The 13638-nt window shown below is 64.3% G+C and carries 13 protein-coding genes; 9 read left to right on the plus strand and 4 right to left on the minus strand.

The genetic code is table 11. The features are described from left to right. Positions 1–142 precede the first annotated feature (142 nt). The 5 genes from IYX23_RS10965 (at position 143) to lipA (ending at position 6144) form a co-directional block, all read left to right on the plus strand. Positions 143–481 (plus strand): phasin family protein, encoded by a 339-nt coding sequence (locus IYX23_RS10965; protein WP_196392846.1) that lies wholly within the window; start codon positions 143–145, stop codon positions 479–481. 160 nt (positions 482–641) lie between these two features. Beyond that, positions 642–974: a hypothetical protein gene (locus IYX23_RS10970; RefSeq protein ID WP_196392845.1), complete on the plus strand. Its 333-nt coding sequence runs from the start codon at positions 642–644 to the stop codon at positions 972–974. Positions 975–1121: 147 nt separating this feature from the next. Next, entirely contained in the window at positions 1122–4583 is a 3462-nt protein-coding gene (gene dnaE / locus IYX23_RS10975; protein WP_196392844.1) for a DNA polymerase III subunit alpha, read from the plus strand. A gap of 214 nt (positions 4584–4797) precedes the next feature. Continuing rightward, complete coding sequence (locus IYX23_RS10980) at positions 4798–5127, plus strand: hypothetical protein (RefSeq protein WP_196392843.1); 330 nt, start codon at positions 4798–4800, stop codon at positions 5125–5127. Between the two features lie 36 nt (positions 5128–5163). Beyond that, a complete protein-coding gene (gene lipA, locus IYX23_RS10985; RefSeq protein WP_196392842.1) occupies positions 5164–6144 on the plus strand; it encodes a lipoyl synthase in 981 nt (326 codons plus the stop codon). A 149-nt stretch (positions 6145–6293) separates the two neighbouring features. On the opposite strand, the gene IYX23_RS10990 is transcribed toward lipA, so the two are convergent. After that, positions 6294–6788 carry a hypothetical protein gene (locus IYX23_RS10990; RefSeq protein WP_196392841.1) on the minus strand — a complete coding sequence of 165 codons (495 nt, stop codon included), beginning with the start codon at positions 6786–6788 and terminating at the stop codon, positions 6294–6296. Positions 6789–6918: 130 nt separating this feature from the next. Here IYX23_RS10990 and IYX23_RS10995 point away from each other — a divergent pair, with 130 nt between their 5' ends. After that, positions 6919–7389: an SRPBCC family protein gene (locus IYX23_RS10995; protein ID WP_109025108.1), complete on the plus strand. Its 471-nt coding sequence runs from the start codon at positions 6919–6921 to the stop codon at positions 7387–7389. On the opposite strand, the gene IYX23_RS11000 is transcribed toward IYX23_RS10995, so the two are convergent. The 3 genes from IYX23_RS11000 to IYX23_RS11010 form a co-directional block, all read right to left on the minus strand. Next, on the minus strand, positions 7374–7883 hold the full coding sequence (locus IYX23_RS11000; RefSeq protein ID WP_196392840.1) for a CinA family protein: 510 nt from the start codon (positions 7881–7883) through the stop codon (positions 7374–7376). The two genes, IYX23_RS10995 and IYX23_RS11000, sit on opposite strands and share 16 nt — an antisense overlap. A gap of 30 nt (positions 7884–7913) precedes the next feature. Beyond that, complete coding sequence (gene arfB / locus IYX23_RS11005) at positions 7914–8339, minus strand: alternative ribosome rescue aminoacyl-tRNA hydrolase ArfB (protein WP_196392839.1); 426 nt, start codon at positions 8337–8339, stop codon at positions 7914–7916. Positions 8340–8600: 261 nt separating this feature from the next. Further along, entirely contained in the window at positions 8601–9812 is a 1212-nt protein-coding gene (locus IYX23_RS11010; protein ID WP_196392838.1) for a bifunctional 2-C-methyl-D-erythritol 4-phosphate cytidylyltransferase/2-C-methyl-D-erythritol 2,4-cyclodiphosphate synthase, read from the minus strand. Between the two features lie 102 nt (positions 9813–9914). Here IYX23_RS11010 and dusB point away from each other — a divergent pair, with 102 nt between their 5' ends. The 3 genes from dusB to ntrC are packed head-to-tail and all read left to right on the plus strand — an operon-like array spanning position 9915 to position 13634. Next, positions 9915–10964 carry a tRNA dihydrouridine synthase DusB gene (gene dusB, locus IYX23_RS11015; protein ID WP_196392837.1) on the plus strand — a complete coding sequence of 350 codons (1050 nt, stop codon included), beginning with the start codon at positions 9915–9917 and terminating at the stop codon, positions 10962–10964. Further along, entirely contained in the window at positions 10961–12133 is a 1173-nt protein-coding gene (locus tag IYX23_RS11020; RefSeq protein ID WP_196392836.1) for an ATP-binding protein, read from the plus strand. Before dusB ends, IYX23_RS11020 begins: the two co-directional genes overlap by 4 nt. 28 nt (positions 12134–12161) lie before the next feature. Continuing rightward, on the plus strand, positions 12162–13634 hold the full coding sequence (ntrC, locus tag IYX23_RS11025; RefSeq protein ID WP_196392835.1) for a nitrogen regulation protein NR(I): 1473 nt from the start codon (positions 12162–12164) through the stop codon (positions 13632–13634). Positions 13635–13638 lie beyond the last annotated feature (4 nt).

Here is a 13638-nt window from a genome sequence, read left to right on the forward strand (position 1 = left end):
TTAAGCGCGCGCCCTGCGCCATGTTTATTGCGCCGCAACATTTTCATTGACTTTAATTTGTGCATTGCATATAAATAAGTCGTGAGCGGGGCGCATAGCGCCGCATAGGGCGCCTTTGCGCCAAAATCATGAGGACGAACCCATGGCAGCTAATTTCGACAGCGTTCAGAAGCTCGGCAAAGAGCAGTTCGAAGCCGTCTCCGCCGCTGCGGCTGCGGTGACCAAGGGCTGGCAGAGCATCGCCGCCGAGACCACCGACTATTCCAAGAAATCCTTTGAAAAGAGCCGCGTCCTGGCCGAAAAGCTGATCGCGGTCAAGAAGATCGACGAAGCGCTTCAGCTTCAGTCCGATTTCGCCAAGAGCGCCTACGAGGATTTCATGGCCGAAGCCACCAAGCTCGGAGAGCTCTACGCCTCGCTGGCCAAGGAAGCCTTCAAGCCGATCGAATCTGCGGCGAAGGTCTATAGCCCTGCAGAGTAATAGGCGCTAAACACGTTCGTCCAATACGCGGCTAGGACACATGAGCCCCGGGGAGGCAGCCGCCTCCGCCGGGCTTTGGACCGAGCGCCGTTCGTGCTGTGTCGCTGAAACCTGTGGTCAAGCAAAGCCCGAGCGGCCCTCTTTAGCCAGGGAGCATCACATGAGTCATGGAAAGCCGGTCTTCGCGGCCGGAGCCCTGTTTGGCGCGTTTCTTCTGAGCGCCGCAATGCCCGCGACTGCGCAGGACGTGCGCATCGGCTGTTCCCTCGTCCAGCAATATGGCGGCGCGGAAGTGAGCGCCATGCTTGAGCAGGTTCGCCCAACTGTTGGCGACAGCGAGGCGAACGCCCTTCACGCCAAATATGTCGGCCTCAGGAACGACTGCAGCTCGAATCTGAGCGCGTCTCGTGTGGTTCGCCTCTCTCCCGCGATGCACAGGCTCCTCACCGAATATGGCGTAAACGTTCACCGCTTCGCCGTTTTACAGCGATAGCCTGCTCGCCGCCCCACAATTGAAAGCGTCGGGGCGGGCGCAGCTTTTCACGCTATCTGGGGACGGCGGCGCGCGCGGAGTTCCGGCACGCGGCGCGAAACGGTAGACTGCGGCCTGAATTCGTTCGCGTCCTCGAGGCCTCAGACCATGCCTGCCGCCGAAGCCGGCTTCGTGCATCTTCACGTCCACACGGCCTATTCGCTGCGCGAGGGCGCGCTTTCGCTTGGCAGGCTGATTGATCTTGCGGTGCGCGACCTGCAGCCCGCGCTCGCCGTCACCGACACCAATAATCTCTTCGCGGCCCTCGAATTTTCCGAGAAGGCGGCGAAGGCTGGCCTCCAGCCGATTGCTGGCGCGCAGCTCCGCGTCGATTTCGGCGACGGCAAGGGCGGCGCAGTTTCGGCGCGCGACGACCGTTTCGCCAATCTCGTGCTGCTGGCCAAGACCGAGGCCGGCTATCGCAATTTGATGCGGCTCGCCTCGCGCGCCTTTCTCGACACGGAGCAGGGCGACGAGCCGCATCTGACGCTCGACGCGCTCGCCGCCGACGCCGAGGAGTTGATCGCGCTGACCGGCGGGCCGGATGGCGCATTGGACCGCGCCCTGGCGCAGGGCAGGCCGGAGCAGGCGCGCGCGCGCCTCGCGACGCTCGAGCGTCTCTACGGCGACAGGCTTTATATCGAGGTCCAGCGCCACAATTTGCGCTCTGAACGCGACGTCGAGCCGCAGCTGCTGGACCTTGCCTATCGTCGCGGCTTGCCGCTCGCAGCGACCAATGAGCCCTATTTCGCTCAGCCCAGCGATTTCGAAGCGCATGATGCGCTGCTCTGCATCGCCGAAGGCGCGGTGACGAGCCTCGACGATCGGAGGCGGGTCTCGCCCGAGCACTACTTCAAGACTCGCGCCCAAATGCGCGCGCTGTTCGCCGATCTCCCAGAGGCGACCGCCAACACGCTGGAGATCGCCCGTCGCGTCAGCTTCCGGCCGCAGACGCGCAAGCCGATCATGCCACGATTCGTGCAAGACGCGCGCGATGCTCAGTCTCTCGACGACATCGAGGCGCAGGAGCTGCGCCGTGAAGCGATCGAAGGGCTGGAGCAGCGCCTCGCCGCGCATGGGCCGGCGCAGGGCCGAACGCGGGAAGAATACGCCGCGCGACTCGATTTCGAACTTTCCGTCATCGAGAAGATGCGCTTCCCGGGCTACTTCCTTATCGTTTCGGACTTCATCAAATTCGCCAAATCCCAGGGAATTCCGGTCGGACCGGGACGTGGCTCCGGCGCGGGCTCGCTCGTCGCCTATGCGCTGACCATCACCGACCTGGATCCGGTTCGCTTCGGACTCTTCTTCGAACGCTTCCTCAACCCTGAGCGCAATTCGATGCCGGATTTCGACATCGACTTCTGCCAGACACGGCGCGGCGAAGTGATCGACTATGTCAGACGCCGCTATGGCGCCGACCGAGTGGCGCAGATCATCACCTTCGGCTCCTTCCTGGCGCGCGGCGTCCTGCGCAGCGTCGGACGCGTGCTGGAAATGCCGCTTGGACAGGTCGACAAGCTCGCCAAGCTCGTGCCGCAGAATCCGGCGAAGCCCGTCACGCTCGCCGAAGCGCTGGCGAGCGAGCAGAAGTTGCGCGAAGCCGTGGAAGAGGACGAGCGCGTCAAGCGGCTCTTTAAAATCGCCGGCTTGCTCGAAGGGCTTTATTCCAACGCCTCCACCCACGCCGCCGGCGTCGTCATCGGCGACCGGCCGCTGCACGAGGTGACGCCGCTTTACCGCGACCCCAAGTCCGACATGCCGGCGACCCAGTTCAATATGAAATGGGTCGAGCCGGCGGGATTGATCAAATTCGACTTTCTCGGTCTGAAGACGCTCACCGTTCTCGCCACGGCAAGCCGCCTGGCGCGCCGCCGAGATCCCGATTTCGATCTCGCCAAGGTTCCGCTCGATGATCCGGCGACCTATGCGCTGCTCGGCCGCGGCGAGACCGTCGGGATATTCCAGCTGGAAAGCGCCGGCATGCGCAAGGCGCTGGTCGAAATGCACGCCGATCGGTTTGAGGACATCATTGCGCTGGTGGCGCTGTATCGCCCCGGACCGATGGCGAATATCCCAACCTATTGCGCGGTGAAGCTCGGCGACGAAGAGCCCGACTACATTCACCCGGCGATCGAACCCATTCTGAAGGAGACCTTCGGCGTCATCATCTACCAGGAGCAGGTGATGCAGATCGCTCAGCTCCTCTCCGGCTATTCGCTCGGCGAGGCCGACAATCTGCGTCGCGCCATGGGCAAGAAGATCAAGTCCGAGATGGACGCCCAGCGCGACCGTTTCGTCAGCGGCGCGATGGAGCGGGGGCTCGCCAAGCAGAAGGCCAATGAAATCTTTGATTTGCTCGCGAAATTCGCCGACTACGGCTTCAACAAGAGCCATGCGGCGGCCTATGCGCTGATCGCCTATCAGACCGCCTGGTTCAAGACGCATTATCCGGCGGAGTTCCTTGCCGCCTCAATGACCTTCGACAAGAGCCAGACCGACAAGCTCGCCGAGTTCCGCGACGAGGCGCGGCGCATGGGCATCGCCGTCGAACCGCCGTCGATCAATCAGTCGGGCGTCGACTTCGACGTGGCGCCGGGCGCGGAAGGCAGGCTCGCGATCCGCTACGCATTTTCGGCGCTCAAGGGGGTCGGCGAAGCGCAGGCCGAGTCTCTCGTGCGCTCGCGGGCGGAGCGCCGATTTGCGAGTCTCGCCGACGTCGCGAGACGGCTGAACCCGCGCGAAGTGAACAAGAAGACGCTGGAGAGCCTCGCGGCCTGCGGCGCCTTTGACGAACTCGAACCCAATCGCGCCAGGGCTTTCGCGGCGATTGAGGCGATGCTCGCCGCCGCGAACAGGCACGCCGACGACCGCAAGGCCGGACAGAATGCGCTCTTTGGCGAGGCCGAGGCAGCGGATCTCGCTGTTCCAAAGACGCCGCCCTGGCCAGCGGCCGAGACGCTGCGACGCGAATATGAAGCCGCCGGCTTTTTCCTCTCGGGCCATCCGCTCGACGCTTACGCCGGCCTCTTGCCGAAAATCCGCGTGTCGCGCTGGAGCGAGTTCGCCGCCTCGGTCAAGCGCGGCGCGACCGCTGGCCGGCTCGCCGCCGTGGTTCTGGACAGGACCGAGAGGCGCACCAAATCCGGCTCCAAGATGGGCATCCTGCAACTCTCGGACGTCAGCGGACACTATGAGGCGATCCTCTTCCAGGAGGGGCTGACCCAGTATCGCGACCTTCTGGAGAAGGGCGCGGCGGTGCTGGTGACCCTCTCCGCGGCGGTCGAGGGCGAGGACGTCCGGGCGCGCATCGTCACTGTCGAACCTTTGGCCGCGGCGGCGGCGCGCGCGCAAAAGGGCCTGCGCGTCGTGGTCGGCGACGATGGGCCGCTCGATGGGATCAAGACGCGGCTCGCCGGCCGCGGCGACGGCGAGGTGTCGATTCTTTTGAAGCGCGATTCCGGACGGGAGGAAATCGAAATCCGACTGCCCGGAAGCTATCCGATCACTCCGGACGTCGCTGGCGCACTACGCGCCATACCGGGCGTTCTGGAGGTCGAATATATTTAGACACGATATTAAACTTAAACAATAAGTTTAATATTTAAATACATGATTTAAAAGCGTTATATCTGCTTATTTTGAAGTAGCTTGTCGACCGCGGCAAAGGGGCGCACTGCGTGGCGCGGCTTTCTGTAGGACCGCTGGGAACAAAGGCTCGTCAAAATCGTTAATGGGCCGTTAGCTCTAGTTGCAACCCTTTCCTCACCCGCCGGAGGCGTTCATGGACGCGTCGCTCTCAGCCGCAGCCGCGATCGTTGGCGCGCCCAACGCGCAATTCCTCGCTCTTTTGCTCATCGGCGGGCTTGTCGGCTGGAGCGCCACAAAGCTCTGGCACGTTCTGCACGTCGACGTTCGAGCAGGGGCTTTGCTGCTCGCGAGTGTCACGGGGGCGTGGCTGGCGGCCGAGCTCGCGGTTCGCGCCGGAGTCGGCCAGCGCTGCGCGGATGCGGTTTTGATCGCCGGCGCGATCGGCGCTGCGCTGTTCTGCGTCGGATGCCGGGCGTTCCCTCACGCCAATAGATCTCCCGAGGACATTGCCGTCCGCCATTGATATGCCTAGCTTGGTGAGAGAGGAGACTCTCCGCCCTTGACCGTGCTTGATCTCTTGAACGACGACCCCCGAAAGAAACGGGGGGAGCCGCCTCTGCGTCATCCTGAAAAGGCGGGCCGTCCTGACGCGCCCATTCTGCGCAAGCCGCCGTGGATTCGCGTCAAGGCGCCGGGTTCGAAGGCCTGGGCGGAAACCAGCGGCCTCTTAAAGGACGCCGGGCTCACGACCGTGTGCCAGGAAGCGTCCTGTCCCAACATCGGCGAATGCTGGGAGAAAAAGCACGCCACCTTCATGATCATGGGCGAGATCTGCACGCGCGCCTGCGCGTTCTGCAATGTCGCCACGGGCCTGCCGACGCGGCTCGACCCGACCGAGCCGGGCAGGGTCGGGGAAGCCACGCGCGCTCTCGGCCTGTCGCATGTCGTCGTGACGTCCGTCGATCGCGACGATCTCAATGACGGCGGCGCCGGTCATTTCGCCGAGACCATCGCCGCCATCCGGTCGGCCTGTCCCGAAACGACGATCGAGGTGCTCACGCCGGACTTCCTCAGGAAGCCTGGGGCGCTGGAGCGCGTGGTGGCGGCGGGCCCGGACGTCTTCAATCACAATCTCGAGACCGTGCCGTCGCTCTATGTCACCGTGCGGCCGGGCGCGCGCTATTTTCACTCTCTGCGATTGCTTCAGCGCGCCAAGGAGCTGAACCCTTCCGTCTTCACCAAATCCGGAATCATGGTCGGGCTCGGCGAGAGCCGTCTCGAAGTGATGCAGGTGATGGACGACATGCGGTCGGCGGACATCGATTTCATCACCATCGGCCAGTATCTGCAGCCGACGCGCAAGCACCATGCGATCGAGCGCTTCGTGACGCCCGAGGAATTCGACTCCTATAAGACGCTCGCCTATGCGAAGGGCTTTCTCTACGTCGCCGCCTCGCCGCTCACCCGCTCGTCGCATCATGCCGGCGACGATTTCGCCAAGCTGCGCGCGGCGCGCCAGCGACGGGTCGAAGGGAGCTAGCAGAAGGGGCGCATTCCCTCCCCTTCACGGGGAGGGTGGTTCGCGAAGCGAACCGGGTGGGGTGTGCCGCGTTAGTGAACCGAAGACCCCACCCGCTCGCCTTCGGCGAGCGACCTCCCCGCAAAGGGGGAGGTAGTACGCGAGCCTCGCTACGCGCTAAGCGCGGTGGAGATTTCCGCCAGCGTCGCGCGTTCGGCGTCGGTGACCTTCACCCCGCCAAAGCCCAGAAAACCGCCCTCGACGCCCGCTTCCGCCACCAGATTGGCGATATGATTGAGCCATTCCTTGAACGCCTTCGACTCACTGGGCGCTTTCGAATCGAGGATGGAGGCGGTGCGGCGCAACTCGACGAGCGCCCGATCTTTGAACTCGTCCACCTTGGCCCCGTCGACCACGCCCTTCACCCCGTCGCGGGCGGCGGCGCGTCCGTCCGGCGTGAGAAGGTCCTCGACAACCGCCTTGATCAGCGCGTCCGCATTTGGATCGGATTTTGCGGCGGCCAAAGCCTTGGCGCTCGCGAAACCTTCCTGCAGCGTCCCGATGAAGCCGCTCGGATCGCCGGCGCTTACGGCGAAGCCGGCCAGCAGCGGAGATTCAAGCAGTTTTTTCCATTCATCAGCTGTGAAATCGGATTTATTCGCCATTGTTTCCTCCGTAGAATATCTCAGGAGCCAGCGAGAGCTCGTCGATAGAACTGCGACGTGACGCAATTGTTCCAAGCGCGTGAAAGCGCCGACTTTTGCCGCTCTCGTCAATGAACTAGAAGCTTGGCTCATGAAGAGCTTCCGCAACCGTCGCTACGTGCCGCACAGCGCAGGAGAAATGTTTGCGCTGGTGCGCGACGTTGAATCCTATCCGCAATTCGTGCCCCTCTGCGAGGCCGTTCGCATCCGCCGACGTTCGGAGATCTCGCCTGGGGTCGAGGTGTCGCTGATCGAGATGCAGGTCGGCTTCAAAGCGATCTGCGAGCGCTATGTGAGCCGCGTCTGTTGCGACTCCAACAAACTGGACATCCGGGTCGAGTGCGCCGAGGGACCGTTTCGAAAACTCGACAATCGCTGGACGTTCCGCGACGAGCCGGCGGCGAGCGGCGGCGCGCCGCGGTCGATGGTCGAGTTCTTCATCGCCTATGAATTCAAGAGTCCGGCGCTTGGCTTTGTGATGGGCGCAATGTTTGATCGCGCATTCCACAAATATGCGGACGCCTTCGCCACGCGCGCCGATGAGGTTTACGGCCGCCGCTGAGCCGCGTCGACGGCGTCCATCATCATGTCCAGCGCTTGCATGACGGAAGCGGCGCGGATCTCGGCGCGCGACAGCGGTCCATAGCGCCGCTCGACATGGTCGACGTCGCCGTCGCGCCGGGCGCAGGCGAAATGAACGAGCCCCACTGGCTTTTCAGGCGAGCCGCCGCCGGGTCCGGCGACGCCCGTCACCGCGACGGCGACATCGGCCAGCGAGCGGTCGATGGCGCCCAGCGCCATGGCGCGCGCGACCTCGGCGCTGACGGCGCCATGCGCTTTGAGCAATGCGTCCGCAACGCCCAGCATGTCGCGCTTCGCCTCGTTGGAATAGGTGACGAAGCCGCGGTCGAAAACATCCGATGCGCCTGCAATGTCCGTCAGCGCCGCCGCGACGAGCCCGCCGGTGCAGGATTCGGCGCTCGCAAGACGCAGGGCTTTGGCGCGGGCTTTGTCGAGAAGCGCGTTAGCTTTTATGTATGTCATATGTTCATGCATTACGTATCTCGTAAATGTGCATTACGTATATCATAACTCATGCGTCGGCTTGCCGCGCAGCGCCTTCACGTCGCCGCGCTGCTTCTTGCCGTCGAGACGCCTCAGCTTCGAGCCGAGCGTCGGCCGGGTTTTCTTTCGGGGCGGCGGCGGCGGGGTCGCCGCGATGCGGATGAGGTCGATGAGGCGCTCGAGCGCATCCGCCCGGTTGCGCTCCTGCGTGCGATGGCGGCGCGCTTCGATGAGGATGACGCCGTCCTTCGTCAACCGCCGGCCGGCGAGGCGCGCCAGCCGCGCCTTCACATCATCGGCGAGGCTGGGCGAATTGCGGATGTCGAAGCGCAGCCGCACGGCGGTTTCGACCTTCTGCACATTTTGCCCGCCGGGCCCCGACGCGCGCGCGAATTCCTCCACGATTTCCCATTCGTGGAGCGCGATTCTGTCGGTCACGCGGATCATGGCGGGCCTCGGATCTGCAAAGCGGGGTTTATAGCAGGTCATGCGGGCCAGTCGTCATTGCGCGTCGTGTCGTTCCCGGCAGGCCGCAGGCCTGACCGGGAATCCAGAGCAATAACGAGGATGTTTGTTGCGACTCTGGATTCCCGATCGCGCGCAAGGCGCGCGTCGGGAATGACAATCCAATTCGTCAGCGAACCTGCATCTGCTCCCCTCCGGCTCGCAGTGACCCGAAGGGGAGCAGATGCAGGTTCGATCAGTCCCTCACGGCAACCTTACCGTGGCGATCGCCAGCGCCGCCATGCCTTCCTGCCGGCCGGTAAATCCCAGCCGCTCGGTGGTCGTCGCCTTGATCGCGACGCGGCCGATCTCGACGCCCATCGTCGCCGCCAGCTTCTCGCGAATACGCTCCCGGTGCGGGCCGATCCTCGGCGCTTCGCAGATGATCGTGGCGTCGACATTGGCGATGGCGCCGCCGCGCGCCCGGACCAATTCGCAGGCGCGCGCCAGAAAGATCGACGACGCCGCGCCCTTCCACTGCGGATCGGACGGCGGGAAATGCGCGCCGATGTCGCCCTCGGCGATGGCGCCAAGAATGGCGTCGGTGATCGCGTGGGACAGCACGTCGGCGTCCGAATGGCCGGCGAGACCATGCGTATGCGGGACCGCGACGCCGCCAAGCCAGACGGAATCGCCTGGCCCGAAGGCGTGGACGTCATAGCCCTGACCCATGCGGATGTCCGGCAGATCGGCGAATGCGGGTTGCTTCAACTGCTCCATGGCGCGGGCGAAGTCCTGTTGCGTCGTGAGTTTGAAATTGGCGGCGTTGCCTTCAAAAATATGCACCTTCACGCCCGCCGCCTCGGCGATCATGGCATCGTCGGTATAGTCGCGCCCGCCAGCGGCCGCAGCGCGATGGGCTTCCATTATCAGTTCGAAGCGAAAGGACTGCGGCGTCTGCACGGCGCAAAGCCTCGCGCGGTCGGGCGTCGCGACGACGACGCCGGCGGCGTCGATCTGCTTTATCGTATCGGCGAGCGGCACGCCGGGGGCGGCGGCCCCATGGATCGCGGCCGCCTCGATCGCGCGCGCGATGAGCGCGGCGTCCGCGAAAGGACGCGCCGCGTCATGGATCAGCACGATGTCCGGCGCACCCTCGCTCGCGAGCGCCTCGAGGCCGTTCCTGACGCTTTCCTGCCGGCTGGCGCCGCCGAAGGCCGGCGGCAGAAGCCGCGCCCGATCGGAAGCGGCAAGCTCCGCTATGCTCGCGGCGTATTGGTCGAGGTCGTCTTTATGGATGACGACCTTGAGCGCGGCTTGGGGCATGGCCATATGCAGCCCATGCAGCGTTCGGGCGAGCAGCGTCACGCCGGCGATCGGTCGATATTGTTTGGGCAGGCCGACGCCGGCCCGCGCGCCGCGCCCGCCGGCGACGATCAGGATGGCGATGGAAGCAATGTGGTGAGCGGCGCCCATGGCCGCTCTCTGTCGGTTTTTTCGCCAACGCCGTCAAATGGCGACGGGCTAGAGAAATGCTATGTTGCAAGTGCGAAGAGAACTGCTTATGATGTGGGCAAGATGGCTACTGCCAAAAAACTAGGCGTTGGCTTTGACCCTTCGCCTTTGAGCATTGGCGGGATCACGCTCACCGGTCGCGCGCTGCTCGCGCCGATGGCCGGCGTGACCGACCCGTCCATGCGCCGCATCGCGTCGCGTCTGGGGGCGTCGGCGACGGTGAGCGAGATGGTGACCGCCGCTGGCGTCGCCCGCGGCGATCGCGAAACGGCGATGCGGCTGGAATGCGCCGGCGCGTGGCCCCGGGTCATTCAGATCGCCGCGCGCGAGCCGGCGGAAATGGCGGCCGCCGCGCGAAGCGCCGAATCCTCTGGGGCTGACTGGATCGACATCAATATGGGCTGTCCTTGCAAGCGTGTCACCGGAGGCCTCGCGGGCGCCGCGCTGATGCGCGATCTCGATCAAGCGGCGCGGCTGATCTCTGCAGCACGCGAGGCAATATGCGTGCCGCTGAGCGTCAAGATGCGGCTGGGATGGGATGAAGCGACCCGAAACGTCGCGGAGCTTGCGCGACGCGCGGAAGCCGAAGGCGCCGCGATGATCACCGTGCATGGGCGCACGCGCCAGCAGTTTTACGCAGGCCGGGCCGATTGGCGGGCGATCGCGGCGGCGAAAGCTGCCGTGCGAATTCCGGTGGTCGCCAATGGCGACTGCGCCGGCGAAGACGACGCCGTCGAAATGCTCGAGCATTCGCGCGCCGACGGGGTCATGATCGGGCGGGCGGCCCTGGGGCAGCCCTGGATCGTCGGCGATATCGCTTATTTTCTGCGGACCGGCGAGCGGCGCGCGCCGCCCACTCTGGCGCAGCGCGCCGAAATCGCGCGCGAACACCTCGAAGGTCTGCTGGCGTCGATGGGCGCGTCGGCCGGGTTGAGGCACGCGCGCAAACATCTCGCCGCCTATGTCGATCGCCTCGTGGGTCGCTCGGCGGGACATGCCGCAGCCGATGCGCGCCACGCGCTGGTCACCACAGATTCGCCCGATGAGGCGGCGCGGCTGATTGAACTGATTTTTCTGAAGGCGCAGCCTGCAGAGCAGGGGATCGCGGCATGAGCATATCCGACCGCCCCCGACGCAACCTCGCGCATTGCGGCGGCTATGAGCCGCTCAAGATCATCAATGACGCCGGCCGATCATGCATGCTCGAGGCCTTGCCCAATGCGATCCTGACTGTCGCGCGCGATGGCGTCATTGAGGACGCCAACGCCGCCGCGGAGGCCTTCTTTGAACTCGGTAAGCCTCTGCTCATCGGCCAGTCGCTTGATCGGCTGCTGCCGTTCGGATCGCCGCTCACCGCGCTCATCGAGCAGGTTCGCGAGCGGGGCGCGACAATCAATGAATACAAGGTCGATCTCGGCCGACCGGGCCAGGAGGCCGACCGACGCGTCGACGTTCATTGCGCGCCGCTGCCCGAAGGCGACGGGCTCGTGCTTGTCATGCTGCAGGAGCGGACAATTGCCGACAAAATAGACAGGCAACTGACGCATCGTGGCGCCGTTCGCTCGGTTTCTGGGCTGGCCTCGATGCTGGCGCATGAAATCAAGAATCCGCTGTCCGGCATTCGCGGCGCCGCACAACTGCTCGAATCCGCGCTCGGCGATCAGGACCGCGCGCTGACGCGGCTGATTTGCGACGAGACCGATCGGATTGTGCGTCTTGTCGACCGGATGGAGGTGTTTTCCGACGCGCGTCCGTTGCAGCGCGAGCAGGTGAACATCCATTCGGTGCTGGACCACGTGAAGCGCGTCGCACAGAGCGGCTTCGCCCGCAATGTTCGCTTCGTCGAGAACTACGACCCATCGCTGCCGCCGGTTTACGCCAACCGCGATCAATTGGTGCAGGCCTTCCTCAATCTCGTGAAGAACGCGGCGGAAGCCGTCGGCGAAGCCGTCGATGGGGAGATCGAACTCTCGACCGCTTTCCGGCCCGGCGTCAGCCTGCGCGCGCTTGGCGAGAAAAGCCCCATCGGACTGCCGCTCGAATTCTGCGTGCGCGACAATGGCCCAGGCGTTCCGGAAGACATCGCCGCGCATCTCTTTGATCCCTTTGTCACCACCAAGTCGACAGGAACTGGCCTCGGACTTGCACTGGTTGCGAAGATCGTCAACGACCACGGCGGCATCGTGGAGTGCGAGTCCCTCCCCAGACGCACGACGTTTCGGGTCTTGATGCCGATGTATAGGGCCAAACGGCCGGATCAACGCGAGGAACGGCGTGTATGACATCTCGCAAAGGCGGGAGACCGAAGCAATGACGCGAGGAGAAATTCTGGTCGCTGACGACGACGCGTCCATACGCACGGTCGTCGCGCAGGCGCTTTCGCGCGCGGGCTATGAAGTGCGCACCACCGGCGCCGCCGCGACCTTGTGGCGATGGGTGCAGTCGGGCGAGGGCGATCTCGTCGTCACCGACGTCGTCATGCCCGACGAGAACGCTTTCGAGCTTCTGCCGCGCATCAAGAAGCTTCGTCCCGAACTCCCGATCATCGTCATGAGCGCGCAAAACACGTTCATGACCGCCATTCGGGCGTCGGAGCGGGGCGCATACGACTATCTGCCCAAGCCTTTTGACCTCAAGGAGCTCGTGGGCATCGTCGGCCGCGCCATGGCCGAGCCCCGCAAGCAGCCCGAAGATGACCGCCACGACGAGATCGAGGGAATGCCGCTCGTCGGCCGCTCCCCCGCGATGCAGGAAATCTATCGCTCGCTCGCGCGATTGATGCAGACCGACCTCACGGTCATGATCAATGGCGAGTCGGGAACCGGCAAGGAACTCGTCGCCCGCGCCCTGCACGACTATGGAAAGCGCAAAAAGGGCCCCTTCGTCGCCGTCAATATGGCGGCGATTCCGCGTGATCTGATCGAAAGCGAACTCTTCGGCCATGAGAAGGGCGCGTTCACCGGCGCCAACCAGCGATCGGCCGGCCGCTTCGAGCAGGCCGAGGGCGGCACGCTGTTTCTCGACGAGATCGGCGACATGCCGATGGAGGCGCAGACCAGGCTGCTTCGCGTGCTGCAGCAGGGCGAATACACGACCGTGGGCGGTCGCACGCCGATCAAGACCAATGTCCGGATCATCGCCGCCACCAACAAGGATCTGCGGATCCTCATCCAGCAGGGCCTGTTCCGCGAGGATCTCTACTTCCGCCTGAACGTCGTGCCGCTTCGTCTGCCGCCGCTGCGCGAGCGCGCCGAGGACGTTCCCGACCTCGTGCATCATTTCTTCAAGGTGGCGGCGAGCGAAGGACTGCCGCAGAAATACATCGATCAGGCCGCGCTCGACCGAATGAAGCGATATCGCTGGCCGGGAAATATCCGGGAACTCGAAAACCTCATCCGCAGGCTCGCTGCGTTGCACCCGCAGGAAGTCATTTCCGACCAGCTCGTCGAGGCCGAACTCGAACATGAGATTCGGCAGGCTGACCCGGGCGATAAGGGCTTAGCGTCAGCCGCGCCGTCGCAAGAATTGTCTGATGGACAGACGCTTTCGAGCTCAGTCGAGCTCCATCTCGCCAAGCTCTTCCGCGATTACGGAGATCAGTTGCCGCCGCCCGGCCTCTATCATCGGATCATTCGCGAGATCGAAATTCCGCTGGTTTCCGCAGCGCTTGCGGCAACGCGCGGCAATCAGATCAAGGCGGCGGAACTGCTCGGACTGAACCGCAACACGTTGCGCAAGAAAGTGAACGATCTCGACATCCGCCTGATGCGTTCACCGCGATAGCGAC

This window comes from Methylocystis sp. L43 (genome assembly GCF_015709525.1).
GTDB lineage: Bacteria > Pseudomonadota > Alphaproteobacteria > Rhizobiales > Beijerinckiaceae > Methylocystis.

Bases quoted from the DNA above. Each gene is read 5' to 3' on its own strand.
- IYX23_RS10965 (WP_196392846.1), top strand. From the start codon at position 143: ATGGCAGCTAATTTCGACAGCGTTCAGAAGCTCGGCAAAGAGCAGTTC.
- IYX23_RS10970 (WP_196392845.1), top strand. From the start codon at position 642: ATGAGTCATGGAAAGCCGGTCTTCGCGGCCGGAGCCCTGTTTGGCGCG.
- dnaE (WP_196392844.1), top strand. From the start codon at position 1,122: ATGCCTGCCGCCGAAGCCGGCTTCGTGCATCTTCACGTCCACACGGCC.
- IYX23_RS10980 (WP_196392843.1), top strand. From the start codon at position 4,798: ATGGACGCGTCGCTCTCAGCCGCAGCCGCGATCGTTGGCGCGCCCAAC.
- IYX23_RS10990 (WP_196392841.1), bottom strand. From the start codon at position 6,788: ATGGCGAATAAATCCGATTTCACAGCTGATGAATGGAAAAAACTGCTT.
- IYX23_RS10995 (WP_109025108.1), top strand. From the start codon at position 6,919: ATGAAGAGCTTCCGCAACCGTCGCTACGTGCCGCACAGCGCAGGAGAA.
- IYX23_RS11000 (WP_196392840.1), bottom strand. From the start codon at position 7,883: ATGCATGAACATATGACATACATAAAAGCTAACGCGCTTCTCGACAAA.
- arfB (WP_196392839.1), bottom strand. From the start codon at position 8,339: ATGATCCGCGTGACCGACAGAATCGCGCTCCACGAATGGGAAATCGTG.
- IYX23_RS11010 (WP_196392838.1), bottom strand. From the start codon at position 9,812: ATGGGCGCCGCTCACCACATTGCTTCCATCGCCATCCTGATCGTCGCC.
- dusB (WP_196392837.1), top strand. From the start codon at position 9,915: ATGGCTACTGCCAAAAAACTAGGCGTTGGCTTTGACCCTTCGCCTTTG.
- IYX23_RS11020 (WP_196392836.1), top strand. From the start codon at position 10,961: ATGAGCATATCCGACCGCCCCCGACGCAACCTCGCGCATTGCGGCGGC.
- ntrC (WP_196392835.1), top strand. From the start codon at position 12,162: ATGACGCGAGGAGAAATTCTGGTCGCTGACGACGACGCGTCCATACGC.